Below are 20,518 nucleotides of genomic sequence, written 5' to 3'. Positions count from 1 at the left end.
CATCAAATATGAGTACTGATACTCTTTTAGTAGCAGTAATTTTGACCACATTTAAGGTGATTTGACGTGTCGATCGAGCAGATAAGCTGCCGTATCTCCTCAAGTGTTCATTAAAGGAAGACCTTGATGCGAATAAATCTCATTAAGATCTTCTTTTATTAACGAAAATAATGTAGCTACAACGGTGACAGTACTCATATTTGCCGTTTTTTGGCCACAGTCCTTCGGAGGGTCCTCGAAAATAGTCCCGAGCCGGCACTTGGGGACGTTCCTATAATGCCGGCACTTAGGAGCGTCCCCAAGTGCCGACACCGCGTCTGCCTGCGGCGGCCGCGCCCCGCTGCATCGCTCCGCACCCTTGCGGGTTCGAATCCCTCCGCTTGGCGGCGTTGGCTCGATTTGCTTGACGTGAGGGGCTCTTGGCTGGTGTGGGACGGAGGGATTCCGCGTCCGCCTGGTCGGCGGCCGCGCCCCGCTGCGTCGCTTCGCTCCTTGCGTGCTGCGCTGGAAAACGCTTCGCGTTTCCTCAGCTCCGCACCCTTGCGGGTTCGAATTCCTCCGCTTGCCCACAAGAAAGCGCCCTGGGCCGTTATGGGCTTAGGGCGCTCAGTTTTAATGGCTGGGACGGAGGGATTCGAACCCCCAACAGCCGGCACCAAAAACCGGAGTTCTACCGTTGAACTACGTCCCAATGTGTGGTGTTGCCCAAAAGCAACTCGTCTAGTTTACCTAATCTGCGAGGGCATCGCAAACGCCGTCGAGTAGGCGTACGGCGAGGGTCTGCGCGTCGCTGGCCGTAAAGGTGCCGTTGTAACGCGTCATGCCGGTGAGCTCGATGCGAATTCGTGCCGGCTTTTGCTGTGCGGCGACATTGGCGGTACGGATGCGCTGGGCCAGGTTGTGGCACTCGGCGAGGGCGATCGTGGCGCGCGGGGCGGCGTCTGCAGGCAACTCGTCGCTTGCGATCTCGAGCACCAGGTCGACATCGGTCGGAACCTCGGAATCGCAAAGCATCATGCCGCTGCTGTCGGTCGTCGCCGTGGCGATGTTCCACATGCGCGATGCTACGCTGCGCGCGATAGGGTCCTCGCCGATGACGGCAATCTGGAAACGCTCGAGCACGTTGGCGGCGCGCGCAAAACCGATGCGAGACTCGGCTTCGGTGACCGAGGGCTTGCCCTCCCACACATGGTGCAGGCGGTTGATGTAGGCGTAGGTGTCCTGGAAGGCCATGCCGTCGGCAAACAGGCCGACATTTTCCTGGAACTGCTGCAGGGCGGCCTCGGTATGCGGACCAAAGTAGCCGTCGTCTTCGCCACAGGCAAAGCCCAAAACGTTGAGAGCGCGCTGCAGGGCCTTGACGTCGGCGCCGTGAAAATTGGGCATGCGAAGGTAGAGCGTGCGGTCGCCCAGCTTATACGAGGCGTCGACCAGGGCGCTCCAACAGGGGATATCGACGGCATGACCGGCAGCAAGGCCGCTGTCGAGCCTGAAGGTGCTGACGGCCTGCTCGGTGGTGGTGTCAAAGCGCTTGTCGGCGACCTCGTCGGCATCGATGGTGTAACCGAGCTGCAGAAGGCGGGACTGAACATCCTCGACGGCTGCTCCCTGCATGCCCGTGGTAATAGGTTCCATGAACGAACCCCTTTCGGCGTACGATTCGTACTATTTTGAGCGCGTGTCGGATAGACAACGCGAGACAATGCATAAACATGCACTCAACAGTGTAGCAACTTGTACCCAAACGCGCTGCCCACAGGTTTTGTGACCCCCGCTAGTTGAGGCGCTCCACAAAGAAATCTGCCATGGAGAGGAACAGTTCGCGTGCGTGCGGGTCAAGCTCAACGTTCTCGATGGCAGCCTTGGCTTTTGCGGTCAGGTCCAGTGCGTAGGCGTGAGCATATTCGATGGAGCCGGTCTGCTGGAAGATCTCCACGGCGCGCGCGAGCTGCGCGGGGTCCTCGGTGCCCGAGGAAAGGATTGCCTCGACCTCGTCGTGATGGCGCTCATCAGACAGGGCGTGCACGGCAACGAGCGTGCGTTTGCCCTCGGTGATGTCGGTGCGGAAGTCCTTGTTGGCGGCCTCTTTGGTGCCGACCAAGTTGAGCAGGTCGTCCTGAATCTGAAAGGCAAGGCCGGTGTGCAGGCCAAAGGCGCGTAGCGCCTCGACCTGCTCTTCGCTGCCGCCGCCGATAATGGCTCCGGCGGCAAGCGGCGTGGCTCCGCTGTAATACGCGGTCTTGTGCGTCGCCATGTCCAGGTAGTCATCAACCGAGATATCAAAGCGCTCGTCACGGACCCAACCCAGGTCAAGCGCTTGACCCTCGATGGTGCGGACGATCATCTCGGTAAGCTCGTGGAGCACACGCAGCTTCACGTCGGACTCGAGCGTGGGATCGTCGAGAACCGTCTTGGTGACCATGGTGAGCGCCAGGTCGCCACAATTGATGGCAAGGCCCGTGCCCTCGGTAAGGTGCATGCAGGGCTTGCCTCGACGAAGCTGTCCGTTGTCGGCGATGTCGTCGTGGATCAGCGCGCCCGACTGGAAGTGCTCGATGGCTGCCGCAGCGCTGCGGGCGCTCTCAAAGCTGCCGCCCACTGCGGTTGCGGCGAGCATACAGATAAGCGGGCGGTGGCGCTTGCCGGCGTTGGCCGTAAAAGCCGAGAGCGGCGCGTACAGGTAGCGCTCGATATCGGCAGAGGTCGCCTGTCCGTCAAAGAACGTGGCCAGATAGTCGTTAATCTGGTCAAAGTGCTGGGCTAAAAAGCTGGTAAACGGACTGGACACGGGTTCTCGCATTCTTTCTTAGGTTACATCGTTGCGGTGTGCAGATACCATATTGCCACATTGGAGTTGCCGGCGCGTCTGTTTTGGCGATTTGGAGAAACGGGACGCGTGCGCGTGCCGGCTGCTTATATAAGCCTAAAGTGCTCGAGCGCCTTGACGACGCCATCTTTGTCGACCGAGTCGGTGATGTAGTCGGCGCGCTTTTTGAGATAGTCTGGCGCATTGCCCATGGCGATACCGACATCGACGGCGTTCATCAGCGAGACGTCATTGCTGGCGTCGCCGATGCCGTATACAGTTCCATGGTGGGGATCGAGGGCGTCGAGTACAGACTGGATGCCCCCGCGCTTCGTGCATTCGCGGGGCGAGATTTCGGTTACCTCGAGTTCGAGCTCGTTAAAGCACAACAACGGCTCAAGTGCCTTATCTTGAGCGATGTGGTTGGCGAGCGATGTAGACATCAAGATTTTGTAGACACTGTAATGTTGCAGCTGGGTGACTGCGTCGCCCAGGGTGCGCGCGTATCCGGGGGCATCGGGGGCATCGGCACTCATGCGCACGACGCCGTTGAGGCCCTCAAAGCGGATGACCTCGCCCGATTGCTCAAGGTAGGGGGCAAGACGCTGCAGCATACCGGGCGTCATCGACAGATCGCGAATTGCGTGTCCGTTGATCTCGGCGTAACCGCCCGCAAGACAGACGATGCCGGTCCAGGGCAGCTCAAGAAGTTTGGGGTGGATGCAGCTGAGGGTACGTCCCGTGCAGATAAAGGCCATGTTGCCGTTGGCGACAAACTCGCGGATTGCCTGCGAAACCGCCTCGTTGGGATAGGGGGAGAGGTCCCGCTCGTCTTCGGGAAGGTCTTGGGCGAGCCTGGGGTCTTGCCAGGCGAGCGTTCCGTCGATATCGAAGAAGCAAATATCGCCGCGCTTATAGGCTGCGCTGGCGGCAGGGGAGGCCGAGGTGGTGGGCGCAAATCCCGGCTCGAGGCCCATGATCTGGTCAAAATGCTCTTTAACGCGGGGAACGGAGATGCCGATGATCACCTGGGCGGTCTTGCCCGTAATGATGAGGCCCTTGGCGCCCGCCGCGACAAACGACGCGTTATCTGCAACGATGGAAGGGTCTGCGACCTCGACGCGCAGGCGCGTGGCGCAGTTGGTTGCGCCCACGATATTGCCAACGCCACCTAAAAGCTGAATTACCCGCTCAGCGAGGACGTGATCTTGATCGAATCGACTATTGACCTCGTCATTGGGAGATTGCTCTTTGGCAAAGCCGCTTTCCGTTAAACGATCGATTGCCGCGCGATTGGCGACATGATCCTCCCGGCCCGGCGTCTTAAGGTCATAGACCAAGATGAGTGCTCGAAAACTAACAAAAAAGATGAGGCTAAAGGCAAGGCCGATACCGAGCGCCAAAAGATAGGCACCGGCATGTGTGCGCATGAGCGGAATAAAGTTAAAGGCTGCCATCTCCATGAGGCCGCCCGAGAAGATGCCGACGATGCCAAAGAGATTCATGGTTGTGGCAAGGCAAGACGATAAGACGGCGTAGAGCAAAAAGAGCCCGGGGTGGGTGAACATAAAGAGAAACTCGAGTGGCTCGGTAACGCCGCAAACCACCGAGGCGATGATGGCGGGAGCAAGGATGACCCTGAGGCCGGCGCGGCGCTCGGGTTTTGCGGTGGAGTAGAACGCAGCTGCGATGGCAGGAAGGCCAAAGACTTTGACCCAGCCGGTGGCGGTAAAACCGGCCCACGGCGCAAGCTCATTAAGGGGGCGCGTGCTATGGGAGAGGATGGGGAGCAAACTGCTCCACGTGGCGTAGATGCCGTCGTTAATGACCAGGTTGTCGTAGTAGATCGGCATGTAGAGCAGGTGGTGCAGGCCAAAGGGCTCGAGTGCTCGTTCTAAAAAGACAAAGATGCCCACGCCAAAGGGACCGACGCCTGCAAGCGCGTGACGCAGCGTATCGGTTACATCGTATACGTAGGGCACGATGGCGGCCGAGATGGCGGCAAGGGCAAACACGGCAAAAAAGCTGATGAGGTAGACCAGCGAGGAGCCCGAGAAGGTGCCGAGCCAATCGGGAATCTTGGCATCGTAGAAGCGGTCATGGATGGTGACGACGGTTGCCGATACCGCCAGCGGGCCGATAATGCCGGTGTCGAGCGTCTTGATGCCGTCGATGACGGTGATACCGCTGGCGGTGGTCAAAGATGACGGGTACTCAAGTCCAAGGTTGTCTCCGCTCAGCTTAATGATCTCGCTCAAAAAGAAGCAGTAGGCAAAATAGGCGACGAGAGCCTCGAGGCAGCAACGAGCCGGTTGTTTTTGGGCAAGACCGATGGGCAGCGCTACGGCAAAAAGGAGCGGGAGGCGTTTAAAGACCGTCCACGAGCCGCGCTGGATGATGGTCCAAAAAACGTACCAAGGGGTTCCGTATACGGCGAGATCGCCGACGATGTCCGCAGTCGTTGCGAGAGCGGAGACGCCGACCATGAGGCCTGATATAGAAAACAGCATGGCGGGCGCGAACATTGCCCCGCCAAAGCGTTGGATTTTTTGCAGCATGTTCTGCCTTCCGAATATCGAGGCGCGTTGCGCGTGGGGAAACGTTTAAACAATGGATTCATTGTAGAGGACCAGACGATTGTCGTACCGGCAGTTTTGAGCGAAACCGATTTGGGCATGACAGAAACCGTCAACGGTTAAATCCTGTCGCTTTACCGATATTCGGTTTAAACAACTTTAAGAAATGCTATCGTGCCTAGCCGGAAATGAATAATGTAGAGGTGAAACAATGCCAAAAGCGATATACGAAGGAATCTACCGAGAAATACGCTCGCGCATCATTAATGGGACCTATGCGTTTCAGGAGATGCTGCCAACCGAAGCCGAGCTGACCGCGGAGTTCGGATGCACTCGCAATACCGTCCGTCGCGCCTTGGGTATGCTGGCCGACGGGATGTTTGTGCAGCCCATACACGGCAAGGGCGTGCGCGTCATTTGGCTTAAAGGCGAAACCGATATGCTGGGCGCGCTCGAGGAAGTCGAGTCGTTTGGCGAGTTTGCAAAGCGCAACAATGCCGTTGCATCGACGGACGTTAAGTCTTTTGAGCATTTGATTTGCACCGAGCAGCTCTCTCGTCGTCTGGGCTTTAAGGTGGGCGAGGAGTTGATTCGCGTGGTGCGTGTCCGAAGCCTTAACGGCAATGCGCGCCAAGTAGACCATGGTTACTTTTTGGAGTCAATCGCCAAGGGCCTGACGCCCGAGATCGCCGCAAAGTCAATTTACGACTATCTGGAGCACAAACGAGGCGTCAAGGTGATGGCGAGTCGCCGTACAGTGAGCGTCGAGCTTGCCAACGATGAGGACTGCAGCTATCTTGACCTCGGAAAATACAACTGCGTTGCCGTCATGGAGAGCCAGTCGTACACCTCGGACGGCATCTTGTTCGAGGTCACGCATGCCCGCACGCATCCCGAGATCTTCCACTACCGCGTCAACTCCAAGCGATAGCCGGCTAGCTCGCAGCCTGACGAAACCCATGCCCTCAAAGCGAAAGCGCCCGGTCAAACCGACGATGCATCGGCTTGACCGGGCGTTTTCTCTGCATTCGATAACAAATAATTGTTTATACAAAACTTGTCAAGTATCAAGTTGAAATTACCGTTCACCGAAGTTTTCCTACCGCTCTAGTAATACTTGTTCAAACAACTAGCCAAATAGCGTATTGTACAAATCAGCAAAAGGGGCAAAGTCCCCGAGCCAATCTCCGAAGGCGGCGGCAAAGGGTGCCGCCACGGTGTGAAAGGGTGGATTGTAATGAAGAACGAAATGAGCAGAAGGCAGTTCCTGGGCTTTGCTGGTTCCGCGGCTGCGGTTCTTGGTCTGGGTCTCGTGGGTTGCGGCGGTTCTGCCGGCTCCGGCTCCTCTGCTTCTGGTGACGCTGCCGAGGTCTACTTCCTCCAATTCAAGCCCGAGGTCGACAAGGAGTGGAAGGAGATCGCCAAGGCCTATAAGAAGGAGAAGGGCGTCGAGGTCAAGATCGTGACCGCTGCCTCCAACACCTACGAGGAGAAGCTCAAGTCCGAGATGTCCAAGAGCTCCGCTCCGACCCTGTTCCAGGTCAACGGCCCCACCGGCCTTAAGAACTGGAAGGATTACTGCGCCGACCTGTCCGATACCAAGCTCCGCGGTGAGCTCATTGACGACTCCCTGGCTCTGCAGTCCGATGGCAAGGATCTGGGTATCGACTGGGTCCAGGAGAGCTACGGCATCATCTACAACAAGCAGCTGCTCGAGAAGGCTGGCTACAAGGCCGAGGACATCAACTCCTTCGACAAGCTGAAGGCTTGTGCCGACGACATCCAGGCCCGCAAGGACGAGCTTGGCATTGAGGGTGCCTTCACTTCTGCTGGCATGGATGACTCCTCCAGCTGGCGCTACACCACCCACCTCGCCAACCTCCCGCTCTACTACGAGTTCGAGAAGGAGCACAACCAGGAGGACGACGAGATCAAGGGCGAGTATCTCGACAACTTCAAGCAGATTTTCGACCTGTACATCACCGACTCCACCTGCGATCCTTCGCAGCTTGCCTCCAAGACCGGCGACGACGCCACCAACGAGTTCGCAACCGGCAAGGCCGTCTTCTATCAGAACGGCTCCTGGGCCTACGCTGACCTCACCAAGGCCGGCATGACCGACGATCAGATTGGCATGATGCCCATCTACATTGGTGTCGACGGCGAGGAGAACCAGGGCCTGTGCTCCGGCGGCGAGAACTACTGGTGCGTCAGCTCCCAGGCTTCCGAGGATGCCCAGAAGGCCACCGAGGACTTCATGTATTGGTGCGTCACTTCTGACACCGCCACCAGCATCATCGCTGACAAGATGGGTCTGACTGCCCCGTTCAAGAGCGCCAAGGAAACCACCAACGTCTTCTCGCAGCAGGCCGTCGCCATGGCCAAGGAAGGCAAGAAGACCGTCGCTTGGGACTTCGTCTACATCCCCTCTGAGGAGTGGAAGAAGAACCTCAAGCAGGCTCTGATCGCCTATGCTGCCGACAACAGCAAGTGGGACGGCGTCAAGAACGCCTTCGTCGATGGCTGGAAGACCGAGAAGGCTGCTTCCGAGTAAGTAGTTGCTGCCCAAGCTATCTGATTAGCGACAGGGGGCGGGCAGACGTTGGTTTGCCCGCCCCCTGCATATTGAAAGGACCCTTCTATGGGCAAAGCACTCAAGCGCTGGTGGCCGCTCTTTATGCTGCCCACGTGCCTGGCGTTTATGATCGGGTTCGTGATCCCCTTTATCCAGGGCTTCTATCTCTCGTTCTGCCAGTTTATTACCATCAACAATACGCACTTTGTCGGTATCGAGAACTACGTGCGCGCACTGTCCGATCCGCAGTTTGCCACGTCGTTCTTCTTTACCGTGGCGTTTGCCTTCCTGTCGACGGTGCTCATCAACGTGATCGCCCTCGCCATCGCGCAGGCGCTCACCCGCAAAGCGCTCAAGGGCACCAACATCTTCCGTACGATCTTCTTTATGCCTAACCTGATCGGCGGCATCGTGCTGGGCTACATCTGGCAGATTCTGATCAACTGCCTGCTCTCCAACGTGGGCGCCCAGCTCATCGCCCTTAACTCTGCTGCTGGCTTCTGGGGCCTTATCATCCTGACCCTGTGGCAGCAGGTCGGCTACATGATGATCATCTACATCGCTGGTCTGCAGTCCATTCCGTCCGACTACATCGAGGCCGCCAAGGTCGACGGTGCCACGGCATGGCAGACGTTTTGGAAGGTTAAGATCCCTAACCTGATGCCGACCATCACTATCTGCCTGTTCCTGTCCATCACCAACGGCTTTAAGCTGTTCGACCAGAACCTCGCCCTTACCGGCGGCGCCCCCGCGCACTCCACCGAGATGCTCGCCCTGAACATCTACAACACGTTCTATTCGCGTGCCGGTATCGCATGGCAGGGCATCGGTCAGGCCAAGGCAGTTATCTTCTGCATCCTGGTCGTAGCCATCTCCATGATTCAGCTTAAGGCCACGAGGTCCAAGGAGGTGCAGCAGTAATGAAACGCGATAAGGTTATCAACCGCGCGCTCTCGATTTTCTTTACGATTCTGTCGCTCGCGTGGATCTACCCCGTGTTCATGATTGCGCTCAATTCCTTTAAAAAGGCAACTGCAATCAGCACCACCACGGCATTCGATCTGCTCACGCCCGAGACGTTCAACGGCCTCGCAAACTACATGCATGCCCTTAACGAGCAGGGCTTTGCCTCGGCATTTATGTACTCGCTCATCATCACGGTCACGTCGGTCGTGCTGATTCTGGTGTGCTGCTCCATGTGTGCTTGGTACGTAGTGCGCGTCAACAGCAAGATCTCGAACTTCTTCTATTACCTGTTCGTCTTCTCGATGGTCGTGCCCTTCCAGATGCTCATGTTCACGCTGTCCAATTTGGCGGACCGCATCGGCTTCAACACGCCGTTCAACATCTGCTTTATCTACCTCGGCTTTGGCGCGGGCCTGGCGGTCTTTATGTTCGCCGGCTTTGTAAAGAACATCCCGCTCGAGATCGAAGAGGCGGCCATGATCGACGGCTGCAACCCGGTCCAGGTGTTCTTTAAGATCGTCCTTCCCATCATGAAGCCCACCTATCTTTCGGTCGGCATCCTCGAGACCATGTGGGTCTGGAACGACTATCTGCTGCCCTACCTCACTCTCGACTCCACCAAGTACAAGACCATTCCTATCTTGATCCAGTACTTCCGCGGCGGCTACGGCCACGTCGAGCTCGGCCCCATGATGGCCTGCATCATGATGGTCGTTATCCCCATCGTCATCATGTACATCCTCTGCCAGAAGTACATCATCGACGGCGTGGTGGCAGGTGCCGTCAAGGGCTGATGCCGTAACTGTTTTGCAAGTTTCTGCGGCGCCCTCAACATGGTGCCGCATATCGAAAGGTAAAGACATGGCCGAGATCGTTCTCAAGCATGTTCAGAAGGTGTATCCCAACACCGAGTCCAAAAAGAAGGGCTTCTTTGGCAAAAAGAAGAAGACCGAGGAGAAGAAGCACAACCTCAAGGTTACCGAGGACGGTGTGCTCGCTGTAGAGGACTTCAACCTCACCGTTCACGACCAGGAGTTCGTCGTCCTCGTTGGCCCCTCTGGCTGCGGTAAGTCCACGACGATGCGCATGGTCGCCGGCCTGGAGGACATTACCTCGGGCGATGTGCTCATCGACGGCAAGCGCGTCAACGACGTGGCGCCCAAGGACCGCGACATCGCCATGGTGTTCCAGAGCTATGCTCTGTACCCCAATATGACGGTGTACGAGAACATGGCGTTTACGCTCGAGCTCAAGAAGGTCCCCAAGGACGAGATCGACCGCAAAGTTCGCTCTGCTGCCGAGATTCTGGGCATTACCGAGTACCTCGACCGTAAGCCCAAGGCGCTTTCGGGCGGCCAGCGTCAGCGTGTCGCTATCGGCCGCGCCATCGTGCGTGACCCCAAGGTCTTCCTGATGGACGAGCCACTGTCCAACCTGGACGCCAAGCTTCGTAACCAGATGCGTGCCGAGCTCATTAAGCTGCGCCACGAGATCAAGGGCACGTTCATTTATGTTACTCACGACCAGACCGAGGCTATGACCCTCGGTGACCGCATCGTGGTCATGAAGGACGGCGTCGTCCAGCAGATCGCCACCCCGCAGGAGGTCTTCAACCATCCCGCGAACATCTTCGTCGCCGGCTTTATCGGCGTGCCGCAGATGAACTTCTTCGATGCCCAGCTGGTGCGCTCGGGCAACGGCTTTACCGTCAAGACCGAGGATATGAACGTGGCGCTCGCCCCCGAGACCTGCGCTCAGCTTGCCCTCAACTGGGACGGCGGCGACGTGAAGGAGATCACGGCCGGCGTGCGCCCCGAGCAGATTCTGCTTGCCGACAAGGACGAGGAGGGCGCGCTCCAGGGTACCGTCGAGGTGACCGAGCTCATGGGTTCGACCGAGCATGTCCACGTGACCGCTCCCGACGGCCAGTTTGTTCTGATTATCCCCGTCGTCGACCTCGAGGCCAAGGGCGCGCTCAAGGCTGGCGACACCATCTGGTTCAAGTTCGAGAAGAACGCGACCCATCTCTTCGATAAGGTCTCTGGCAAGAACCTTATCTAGGCCCGGTGCATCCAGGCCCTCCCTTTGGGCGACTGCGGTATTGCCATCCTTTTGCCGCGGTCACATATAAGGCTCCCCTCCCGTCCACTGGGCGAGAGGGGAGCCTTTCTTTGTGTTGGGATTGTCTGTAGGTTTGTTTGTCTCGAACTGTAACAGGTAGAGGGCCAAATTGAGCCTAGATGTTACAGATTGAGACAGCGTCGAGCTGCCTGTCCTTCCGTCTTGATCTGTAACAGGTAGACTCAATTTTGTCGGCTAGATGTTACAGGTCGAGATTTTTGGTCGAGGCAGGTCACGGACAACACAGGGGCACAAAAAACGGAGCCGCGTTGCCGCGACTCCGCTTTCAAGAGGATGGGTAAAGGGAGCGAAATTAGCTCAGGTGCCAAATCTCGTCGTTGTACTGGGAGATCGTGCGGTCGGACGAGAAGGTGCCGGCGTTGGCGATATTGATGAGCGCCTTGCGCATCCAGGCGTCCTGGTCCTCGTAGTCGGCCAACACGCGCTCCTTGGTCTGGATGTACTCCTCGATGTCGAGCAGGGCCATAAACCAGTCCTTGCCCTTAATGTCGTCGTGCAGGCGCTGCAGGCGCTCGGCGTTGCCGGTCGCCATAAAGGCGGGGTTGGTGATGAAGTCCACCAGCAGTTTAATGCCGGGCTTGCGGTAAAGTGCACCGGCGCTGTAGGTGCCGTCGGCATAGAGCTGCTCGACCTGCTTGGACGAGGCACCAAAGGTATAGATATTCTCGTTGCCCACGAGCTCGGCAATCTCCACGTTGGCACCGTCGAGCGTGCACAGGGTTAGGGCGCCGTTGAGCATGAACTTCATGTTGGAGGTGCCGCTCGCCTCCTTGGAGGCCAGGCTGATCTGCTCGGAGATGTCAGCGGCGGGGATCACGCGCTCGGCGGCGGTGACGTTGTAGTTCTCGATCATGACAACCTGCAGGTAGGGAGCCACGTCGGGGTCGTTTGCAATCCACTGCGACAGCGTCAAGATCAGATGGATGATGTCCTGCGCGATAGTGTAGGCAGGCGCCGCCTTGCCACCAAAGATGATGGTGACGGGGTGCTTAGGTCTGTTGCCGTTCTTGATATCGAGGTACTTCCAGATGATGTAGAGCGCGAGCATCTGCTGGCGCTTGTACTCGTGGATGCGCTTGACCTGGACGTCGATGATGGCGTTGGGGGGAATGGTCACGCCCTGCTCGAGCGCCATGAACTGGCGCATGATGGCCTTGGCCTCGACCTTGGTGGCGGCCAGGCGCTCAAGAACGTCCTTGTTGTCGGCGAACTTGGCGAGTTTACTCAGATCGCCGGTGCTGCGCCAGTCGGTGCCGATCACATCGTCGAGCAGGCTGGCGAGCGCGGGGTTGGCCCCATGGATCCAACGGCGGAAGGTGATGCCGTTGGTCTTGTTGGAGAACTTCTCGGGATAGATCTCGTAGAACGGATGAAGCTCGGTGTCCTCCAGGATCTTGGTGTGGAGGGCGGCTACGCCGTTGATGGAGAAGCCAAAGTGGATGTCCATGTGGGCCATGTGGACGGTGTCGTGCTCGTCGATGATGGCGACGCGCGGGTCATCGTGCTCGGCCTTCGCGATCTCATCGAGCTTGACGATAATGTCGGCGATGGCAGGGGAGACCTTCCGCAGGCTGGTGAGCGGCCACTTCTCGAGCGCCTCGGCAAGAATCGTGTGGTTAGTGTAAGCGACCATGGAGCGTACGATGGTCACGGCCTCGTCAAACTCGATGCCATGCTCAGTGGTGAGCAAGCGAATGAGCTCGGGGATGACCATGGTGGGGTGCGTGTCGTTGATCTGGACAACGGCGTAATCGGCCAGATCGTGCAGGTTGCTGCCGCGCTCGACGGCCTCGTCGATCAGGAGCTGGGCGGCGTTGCTCACCATGAAGTATTCCTGGTAGATGCGAAGCAGGCGGCCCTGCTCGTCGGAATCGTCGGGGTAGAGGAACAAGGTGAGGTTCTTGGCGATCTCGGTCTTGTCGAAGTCGATGGAGCTGCCGGGGACCAGGCCGTCGTCGACGCTCGCCAGGTCGAACAGGCGCAGGCGGTTTTTGGTGGGCTGGCCGTAACCGGGCACATCGATGTTGACGAGCTTAGAGGTAACGGCAAAATCGCCGAACTCGACGGTGTAGGAGCGGTCATCGTCGACTAGGATGTCCTGTTCACCGAGCCACTCGTCGGGGACGGCCTTCTGCTGGTTGTCGACAAAGCGCTGACGGAACAGACCGTAGTGATAATTGAGGCCCACGCCATCGCCGGTCAAGCCCAGCGTGGCGATGGAATCCAGGAAGCACGCGGCCAGGCGACCCAGGCCACCGTTGCCGAGCGACGGCTCGACCTCGAATTCCTCGATCTTGTTGAGGTCGTGGCCTGCGGCGGTGAGCTGGTCCTTAACCTCGTCGTAGATGCCGAGGTCAATCATGTTGTTGATGAGCAGCTTGCCGATCAAAAATTCGGCGGAAATGTAATAGAGCTTTTTCTTGCCGTTGTTGAGCGGGCAGGCAGCGGAGCGCTCCTGCACGAGTTTGACCAGCAGCTTGTAAATGCGACGGTCGTCGAGCTGCTCGAGCGAGGTGCCAAAAGACTGCTTGGCGAGTTCCATGAGGTTAATTTGGGGCATGTTTTCTCCTGTGATGGGTTGTTTCATGTCTGCAATTCATGAGAAGCCCGCGCGAGGGGATTGGGGTGGCCTCGCGCGGGAAAAGCAAGCGCGTCCGCACGGTGGGGAGGGGTCGGGCGCGGTAGCTCCTATTGAGGAAGCTCGATTTCGGCTTCCGATGGGATGCGGAAGTAGGTCTCGGTCCAGTCGGTGAGTTTGTGTTCGAGCTCGCGGGTGATGGCGCCGGCGAGCATGCGCCAGGTCCAGTTGCCGCCCAGTGTGGCGGGGGGGTTGATGCGCGCTTCGTTGCCCAAGTTGAGCAGGTCCTGCATGGTGTAGATGCACGTGTCGCTCACGCTGGCTGCGATGGTTCGGTTGAGCGCGTCGGTGATGGGCTCGCCGGCCTGCTGATGGGTGTACAGGGCTGTCTGCTCACGCTGACGCGGGGTGGCCGTTCCTTCAAACCAGCCGCGTGCCGTCTCGTTGTCGTGGGTGCCCACGTAGGCGACGGTGTTGGCAATGTAGTTGTGCGGCAGGTAGTACGAGTTGGTGCCCTCAAAGGCAAACTGCAGGATCTTCATGCCGGGGAAGCCCGAGTTGTCGCGCATGTCGATGACGCCGGGGGTGAGGAAGCCCAGGTCCTCGGCGATGATGGGCAGCGTGCCGAGCTTTTCCTCGAGCGTCTTGAAGAACTTGAGGCCGGGACCCTGCGTCCACGAACCGTAGGACGAATCGGGCGAGGAGAACGGCACCTCCCAATAGGCCTCGAAGCCGCGGAAGTGATCCAGGCGGATGACATCGTACATGTCGAGGGCGGCGCGAATGCGGCCCTCCCACCAGGAGAAGCCGTCGGACTCCATGGCGTCCCAGTCGTAGATGGGGTTGCCCCAGTACTGGCCGGTGGCCGAGAACTGGTCGGGCGGCGTGCCGGCGACGCTCACGGGATTGCCGGCGGCGTCGATCTTAAAGAGCTCAGGCGTCGCCCACATCTCGACAGAGTCACGCGAGACATAGATGGGCAGGTCGCCGATGATGAGAATGTCGCGCTCATTGGCATAGGCCTTGAGGCGGCTCCACTGGCGATCGAAGAAGTACTGCGTCATCTGGTGGTAGAGCATACGCGCCGGATGGTCGGCGCAGACCTTGGCGGAAGCTTCGCCGCGGGTGCGGAGTTCCGCGGGCCACTCCCAAAACGCCTTGAGACCGCACTCCTCTTTGACGGTCATGAACTCACAGTAGGGGATGAGCCAGTCCTCGTTGGCCTGGATAAAGTCATCGAAATCGGCCGGCTTGTCGGCGGCAAAGCGCTCAGCGGCGCGGTCGAGAATCTGACGGCGGCCGCCAAAGATAGCACCGTAGTCGACGTTACTGGGGTCAGAACCCAGGTACACGCCATCGATATCGCGCTGTTCAAGATACCCTGCCTCGATAAGCTCGGCAAAGTCGATAAAGTTGGGGTTGCCTGCGCGGGCCGAGAACGACTGATAGGGCGAATCGCCATAGCTGGTCGTCGTAAGGGGCAGAATCTGCCAGTAATGTTGTTTGCACGAGGCGAGAAAATCGACGAAGTCGTAGGCATTCCAGCCAAAGCCGCCGATTCCGTATGGTCCGGGCAGAGATGAGACGGGCATGAGGACGCCGCTTGCACGCTCCATGAATGCGCTCACCAACCTTCTTGTTGTGGGGTCGGCCTGCCGATGGGTGTGCAGTCCGCCTCCGACGTTCTGATTCGATACGCCTATTGTAAACATGTTGTTTAAACATGTACAGGCAAGATAAAAAAGTTGGTCGATTTTCGGCGAATGGTTACATGCCATGAAAAAGCCCCGACCTCACAACGTGAGATCGGGGCAAGAGCGGTATGTAGGTTTTTTGCTACTCGGCGTCGGCGAAGCCGTTGGGGTTGTGGCTCTGCCAGTTCCAGCTATCGCGGCACATGTCCGCGATGTCGTACTGGGCCTTCCAGCCCATCATGCGCTCGGCCTTGGAGGCGTCGCACCAGTTGGCAGCGATGTCGCCGGCGCGGCGCTCGCGGATCACGTAGGGCAGCTCCTTGCCACAAGCCTTGGAGAAGGCGGCGACGACCTCAAGTACCGAGGTGCCGGTGCCGGTGCCCAAGTTAAAGATCTCGACGCCGGTCTTGCCGTTCATCCAGTTAAGGGCGGCAACGTGACCAGAGGCCAGATCGCACACGTGGATGTAGTCGCGCACGCCGGTGCCGTCGGGGGTGGGGTAGTCGTTGCCAAAGACCTGAACGGCCTCGAGCTTGCCCACGGCGACCTGGGCGACATAGGGCACCAGGTTGTTGGGGATGCCCTTGGGGTCCTCGCCGATCAGGCCCGACGGATGAGCGCCGATGGGGTTGAAGTAACGGAGCAGCACGACGTCCCACTCGGGGTCGGCGGTGTGGACGTCCATAAGGATCTGCTCGATCATCCACTTGGTCCAACCATAGGGGTTGGTCGCGGGCTTCTTAGGATCCTCCTCGGTGACGGGCGGGTTGTCCGGGTCGCCGTAGACGGTCGAGGAGCTCGAGAAGATGATGGACTTGCAGCCATGGTCGCGCATGACGTCGATGAGCACCAGGGTGTTCTCGATGTTGTTGTGGTAGTACTCGACGGGCTTGCTCACCGACTCGCCGACGGCCTTAAAGCCGGCAAAGTGGATGACGCGGTCGATCTGATGGGTATCGAAGATCTTGTTCATCGCATCGCGGTCGAGCACGTTGGCCTCGTAGAAGGTGAGGTTCTTGGCGGCCTCGTCGCCCACGATGGTCTTGACGCGGTCGACGGCGACGGCGCTGGAGTTGGAGAGATCATCGACGATGACGACCTGGTAGCCACCCTCGAGCAGCTGAACGACGGTGTGCGAGCCGATAAAACCGGCGCCACCGGTAACGAGGACGCAGGTGTCTTTGGGGTCGAGTGCTTTGGACATGTAGTCTCCTATCGAATCAGGAACACTTCTTCAGGGGAGTATAGCGCAGGCAGGGACGCCCAAATCGTGCGCTGTGGGAAAAGCAGAGGATTGTGCTAACGTACTCATCAGAAGAGCTTGCGTACGCATAACCTGATCTTTGGCATTTGCTTGCGAGCCGCTGACCTTGTAGTTTCCTGCCGTTCGTGGAAATCGTTGGGACGCGCCATATGTACGCTAATATGTATGAGTTGAGCGACATATAAATAAACATGTAACGGAGTACATATGTCACCAAACAGCGATTCCATCCTTTCCCAGGAGCTCTCGCGCCGCGCTGCCCTCAAGGCCCTGTTCGGCGCCGCTTCTGCGGCAATTCTTTTTGGCCTGCCCGCTCGCGCCCATGCGGCGGAGGCTTCCAAAGAAACCACCGATAAACTGAATGCCGCCCAGGCCCAGCTCGACGAGGTTCAGGCCCAGCTCGACAGCATCGCAAATGAGTATGCGGCGCTGGCCAACAAGAATGCCCAGACCCTCAACGACATCGAGAATGTCCAGGGCAAGATTGACGACACGCAGGCCCAGATCGATGAAAAGAAGGCCGAGCTCAAGAAGAAGCGCAACGACCTTTCCGATCGCGTGGCCGCCAGCTACAAGTCCGGCGGCACGAACATCCTGTCTTTGCTGCTGGCCTCTGGCTCGTTTGAGGAACTCGTCGCCAACGCGCATTACGTTGAGAAGATCAACAAGAGTGACCGCGATGCCATCGAGGATATCCAGACGATTCAGTCTGAGCTCGACGCACAGAAGACCGAGCTCGAAGCACAAAAGGCCGACCTGGAGAAACTCAAGGACCAGCAGACGGCTCAGATGCAGGATATGCAGGCCAAGCAGCAAGAAGTCCAGACCGTGCTGAACGGTCTTTCCGACGACGTCAAGGAGCTCATGGCTCAGCGCGATTCCGAGATCCTCGCTGCCGCCCAGGCCGAGGAGGCCGCTAGGAAGGCTGCCGCTGCCGCGGCTGCCGCGAACAAGAACAATTCCTACTCGGGTGGTTCAAGCTCGGGTGGCGGATCGTATGCGCCCGGAACCCCGCAACAGAATGCCGGCTCGGGCAAACAGCAGGCCGTCGTCAACGCGTGCTACTCCACGCCTTCGTCGGGTCAGAACTGGTGCGCGGCGTGGGTTACCAATGTCTTCCGTAACGCCGGCGTGGGCTATTTTGGCGGCAACGCGTGTGACATGTTCAACGCCTGGTGCTATAGCTCCGACCGCTCGGCGCTACAGGTGGGCATGATCGTGGCCGACTCATCGCATAGCGGCACGGGTGCTCCGGGCCTCATCTACGGTCATGTGGGTATCTACGTTGGCGGCGGTATCGTTATGAGCAACGAGGGTGCCATTACGTCTAAGTCGCTTGATTCGTTTATTAGCTTCTATGGCACTGGCTCTGGCGTGCGTTGGGGCTGGCTTGGCGGTATTGCGCTGTCGTAGCTGCGGTTTGAAGTAAGTTGGTCCGTGGCTGCCCGAAAGGCATTAGGTTGCCTGCTCGGACAGTCCTGCTCGCACGGAGAGCACATTAAGTGCTCTCCGGCTCGTGCGGAACTCGCGATCAACCTAATGCCTTTCGGGCAGCCACGGACCTCTCGGGTCCAATACGTCACACACCGGACTGGTTTATCTGAATTAAAGAAAGTGAAGGCCCCTTTCGGGGCCTTCTTTTTATAAAAATTCGCCTACTCGGTGGACTTCGGGTTCTAGGTCTACGTTGAATTGGTCTTTGACGGTTGCCTGGATGTGGCGGATGAGTTCGTCGACGTCGGCGGCGGTGGCGTGGTCGGCGTTGACGATAAAGCCGCAGTGCTTTTCGCTTACCTGCGCGCCGCCAACGGCGTGTCCTCGCAGGCCGGCATCCATGATGAGTTTGCCGGCAAAGTAACCCTCGGGGCGCTTGAAAGTGGAGCCGGCGCTCGGCATGTCGAGCGGCTGCTTGTCCTCGCGGCGCTGGCGGTAGTCGTCCATGTCGGCCTTGATCATCGCGGCGTTGCCCGGGGCGAGATTGAAGGTGGCCGAAAGCACGATAAAGCCGTCATCGGCGATGCGGCTCTTTCGATAACCCAGGTTGAGCTCGTCGACATCGAACTCGATGATATTGCCGCTGCCGCGGGTGCCGTCGTCGAGCTGGCGAGCGGGTTTGTAGACGCGCACGGACTCCAGCACATCGGCCATGCAGGCACCGTAGGCACCGGCGTTCATGTAGCAGGCGCCGCCGACCGATCCGGGGATGCCCGAGATGGGCTCCATGCCGGTGAGGCAGGCCTCGGCTGCCGCGGCTGCGACATCGGAAAGCAGCGCGCCGGCTGCCGCCGTGACGTGCGTGCCGTCGATCGTAATGTCGGAGAGGCCTTCGCCCAACGCCACGACGACGCCGCGGATACCCTTGTCGCCGACGAGTAGGTCGGAGCCGTTGCCCACGATGGTGAGGGGCAGATCGCAGCGATAGCAGGTATCGAGCGTGGCGACGAGGCCCTGCTCGGTATCGGGCGTGACAAAGACGTCGGCCGGGCCGCCGATCTTAAGCGTGGTGTGCTCGCGCATGGGCTCGCTCATCAGTACGTTGTCCTCGCCGGCAACGCCAGCAAGCGCGCACAGCAGGTCCTCGTTAAAAAAGTCGTTCTCGTGCATACGAATATCCGCCTTTTGGTGGTCGTTGTCATCAATCGATTGCAATATACCCCACCCGGACGGATTTGGTGCGCTGGCGGCGATAAAACAGCCGTCTACCGGATTGGTAAAGTGTTTATCACCGAGGTAGAGGGGTAGTCGCTATACTTTCAAGAGATTGCGCGTAAACCCGGAAGGAGCGAGATGGCCAACAAAGTCACCCTCAAGCAGATCGCCCAGGAGGTGGGGCTTTCCCCCTCGTCGGTCTCGCTTGTGCTCAATAATCGGCCCTGTCGCATCTCGGAAGAAAACCGCAAGCTCATCAAAGAGGTCGCGGCGCGCAACCACTATGTTCCCAACCAGATCGCGCGCAGCCTGGTCATGCGCGAGTCGCGCACCCTGGGCCTTATCGTCCCTAACATCGAGAGCCGCTTTTTTGCCTCGCTCGCCGGTAGCCTGGAAAAGCGCTGCCGCGAGGATGGCTATGCGCTCTTCATTACCAGCTCGGGTGGAAGCGCCGATGACGATCTGGAGCTGCTGCGCCAGCTGGTGACGCGCGGCGTTGATGGCGTCTTCCTGGTCGTGGGCGACGAGTTCTCCGACGACCGTGCCCTGCGCGAAGAAGTCAGCCACCTGCCCATCCCGGCCGTGATGGTCGACCGTGCCATTGAGGGGCTCGAGTGCGACAAGGTGATGTTCGACCACGAGATGGGCGGCTACATGGCCACCCGCTATCTGATCGAGCAAGGCCACCGCCGCATTGCCTGCTTGGTTAACGCGCGCCGTTCCAATACGGGGCGTAAGCGACTTGCCGGCTATGAGCGCGCGCTGCGCGAGGTTGGCCTGCCTATCGACGCACGTTTGGAGTTTGAGAGCGAGTACTACATTCCGAGTGCCTACGAGGCCTCGGAGGCGGTGCTCGCAACTGATGCCACCGCTGTGTTCGCAAGTTCGGACAACATTGCCCTTGGTCTGCTCAAGCGCTTACACGAGATGGGGAAGAGCATTCCGGGCGACATTTCGGTGGTGAGTTACGACAACTCGGCCGCCGACGTTCTCTTTGAGCCGGCGCTGACCGCGATTGAGCAGGATCCTGGTATCCTCGCGGAGCATGCTTTTGGCTGCATGTCCAAGCGCCTTGCCGGTAGGGGCGGTAGACGTGCCGAAGAAGTCGTTCTGGAGCCGGCGCTTATCGTGAAGGGCAGCGTGCTCGATCTTACCGAATGTAGCTAAGCGTACTTGTTTGTTTGCATAGATTGCATGCGGAGTGTCCGCTATTTGCCGGCGGGGCCGGGGTGCCTGCCTTGTTTTGAGAAGTTCGCGGAGCCCACTTC

The 20,518-nt window shown here is 58.8% G+C and carries 14 protein-coding genes and 1 tRNA gene; 7 read left to right on the top strand and 8 right to left on the bottom strand.

Going from position 1 to position 20,518, the window contains the following annotated elements; translation table 11 throughout:
* Window positions 1-616: 616 nt before the first annotated feature.
* From DXC99_RS09990 to DXC99_RS10390, 4 genes are all read right to left on the bottom strand, one after another.
* Window positions 617-691, bottom strand: a tRNA-Gln gene (locus tag DXC99_RS09990).
* A 38-nt stretch (window positions 692-729) separates the two neighbouring features.
* Window positions 730-1,635: a peptidoglycan-binding protein gene (locus DXC99_RS09985; RefSeq protein WP_199408914.1), complete on the bottom strand. Its 906-nt coding sequence runs from the start codon at window positions 1,633-1,635 to the stop codon at window positions 730-732.
* A gap of 139 nt (window positions 1,636-1,774) precedes the next feature.
* The gene (locus DXC99_RS09980) at window positions 1,775-2,788 is read right to left on the bottom strand and encodes a polyprenyl synthetase family protein (RefSeq protein WP_117630063.1); all 1,014 of its coding nucleotides are present in this window, start codon (window positions 2,786-2,788) and stop codon (window positions 1,775-1,777) included.
* A 125-nt stretch (window positions 2,789-2,913) separates the two neighbouring features.
* Window positions 2,914-5,364: a PTS transporter subunit EIIC gene (locus DXC99_RS10390; protein ID WP_158551699.1), complete on the bottom strand. Its 2,451-nt coding sequence runs from the start codon at window positions 5,362-5,364 to the stop codon at window positions 2,914-2,916.
* Between the two features lie 229 nt (window positions 5,365-5,593).
* Between DXC99_RS10390 and DXC99_RS09970 the strand changes: the two genes are divergently transcribed.
* From DXC99_RS09970 to DXC99_RS09950, 5 genes are all read left to right on the top strand, one after another.
* Entirely contained in the window at window positions 5,594-6,313 is a 720-nt protein-coding gene (locus DXC99_RS09970; protein ID WP_117630062.1) for a GntR family transcriptional regulator, read from the top strand.
* A 306-nt stretch (window positions 6,314-6,619) separates the two neighbouring features.
* A complete protein-coding gene (locus DXC99_RS09965; RefSeq protein ID WP_117630061.1) occupies window positions 6,620-7,936 on the top strand; it encodes an ABC transporter substrate-binding protein in 1,317 nt (438 codons plus the stop codon).
* Between the two features lie 87 nt (window positions 7,937-8,023).
* The gene (locus DXC99_RS09960) at window positions 8,024-8,878 is read left to right on the top strand and encodes a carbohydrate ABC transporter permease (RefSeq protein ID WP_055285610.1); all 855 of its coding nucleotides are present in this window, start codon (window positions 8,024-8,026) and stop codon (window positions 8,876-8,878) included.
* Complete coding sequence (locus DXC99_RS09955) at window positions 8,878-9,717, top strand: carbohydrate ABC transporter permease (protein WP_006235865.1); 840 nt, start codon at window positions 8,878-8,880, stop codon at window positions 9,715-9,717. The genes DXC99_RS09960 and DXC99_RS09955 overlap by 1 nt, the downstream gene beginning before the upstream one ends.
* 67 nt (window positions 9,718-9,784) lie before the next feature.
* The gene (locus tag DXC99_RS09950) at window positions 9,785-10,984 is read left to right on the top strand and encodes an ABC transporter ATP-binding protein (RefSeq protein WP_022095054.1); all 1,200 of its coding nucleotides are present in this window, start codon (window positions 9,785-9,787) and stop codon (window positions 10,982-10,984) included.
* 373 nt (window positions 10,985-11,357) lie between these two features.
* Here DXC99_RS09950 and glgP read toward each other — a convergent pair whose 3' ends face one another.
* The 3 genes from glgP to galE form a co-directional block, all read right to left on the bottom strand.
* The gene (gene glgP / locus DXC99_RS09945; RefSeq protein ID WP_233505727.1) at window positions 11,358-13,625 is read right to left on the bottom strand and encodes a glycogen/starch/alpha-glucan family phosphorylase; all 2,268 of its coding nucleotides are present in this window, start codon (window positions 13,623-13,625) and stop codon (window positions 11,358-11,360) included.
* A gap of 128 nt (window positions 13,626-13,753) precedes the next feature.
* Window positions 13,754-15,271: a 4-alpha-glucanotransferase gene (gene malQ / locus DXC99_RS09940; RefSeq protein ID WP_233505726.1), complete on the bottom strand. Its 1,518-nt coding sequence runs from the start codon at window positions 15,269-15,271 to the stop codon at window positions 13,754-13,756.
* A gap of 208 nt (window positions 15,272-15,479) precedes the next feature.
* Window positions 15,480-16,541 carry a UDP-glucose 4-epimerase GalE gene (galE, locus tag DXC99_RS09935; RefSeq protein WP_035137748.1) on the bottom strand — a complete coding sequence of 354 codons (1,062 nt, stop codon included), beginning with the start codon at window positions 16,539-16,541 and terminating at the stop codon, window positions 15,480-15,482.
* A gap of 267 nt (window positions 16,542-16,808) precedes the next feature.
* Here galE and DXC99_RS09930 point away from each other — a divergent pair, with 267 nt between their 5' ends.
* Window positions 16,809-18,014, top strand: a complete 1,206-nt coding sequence (locus DXC99_RS09930) for a hypothetical protein (RefSeq protein WP_117630059.1) — start codon at window positions 16,809-16,811, stop codon at window positions 18,012-18,014.
* A 228-nt stretch (window positions 18,015-18,242) separates the two neighbouring features.
* On the opposite strand, the gene murB is transcribed toward DXC99_RS09930, so the two are convergent.
* Complete coding sequence (gene murB / locus DXC99_RS09925; RefSeq protein ID WP_117630058.1) at window positions 18,243-19,205, bottom strand: UDP-N-acetylmuramate dehydrogenase; 963 nt, start codon at window positions 19,203-19,205, stop codon at window positions 18,243-18,245.
* 183 nt (window positions 19,206-19,388) lie between these two features.
* Between murB and DXC99_RS09920 the strand changes: the two genes are divergently transcribed.
* On the top strand, window positions 19,389-20,417 hold the full coding sequence (locus DXC99_RS09920) for a LacI family DNA-binding transcriptional regulator (RefSeq protein ID WP_055310491.1): 1,029 nt from the start codon (window positions 19,389-19,391) through the stop codon (window positions 20,415-20,417).
* Window positions 20,418-20,518: the final 101 nt, after the last annotated feature.

The organism is Collinsella sp. TF10-11AT, assembly GCF_003437565.1.
Taxonomy (GTDB): Bacteria; Actinomycetota; Coriobacteriia; order Coriobacteriales; family Coriobacteriaceae; genus Collinsella.
Note: the sequence above shows the minus strand (reverse complement) of the source record. Positions and strands in the feature narration are given on the sequence as shown.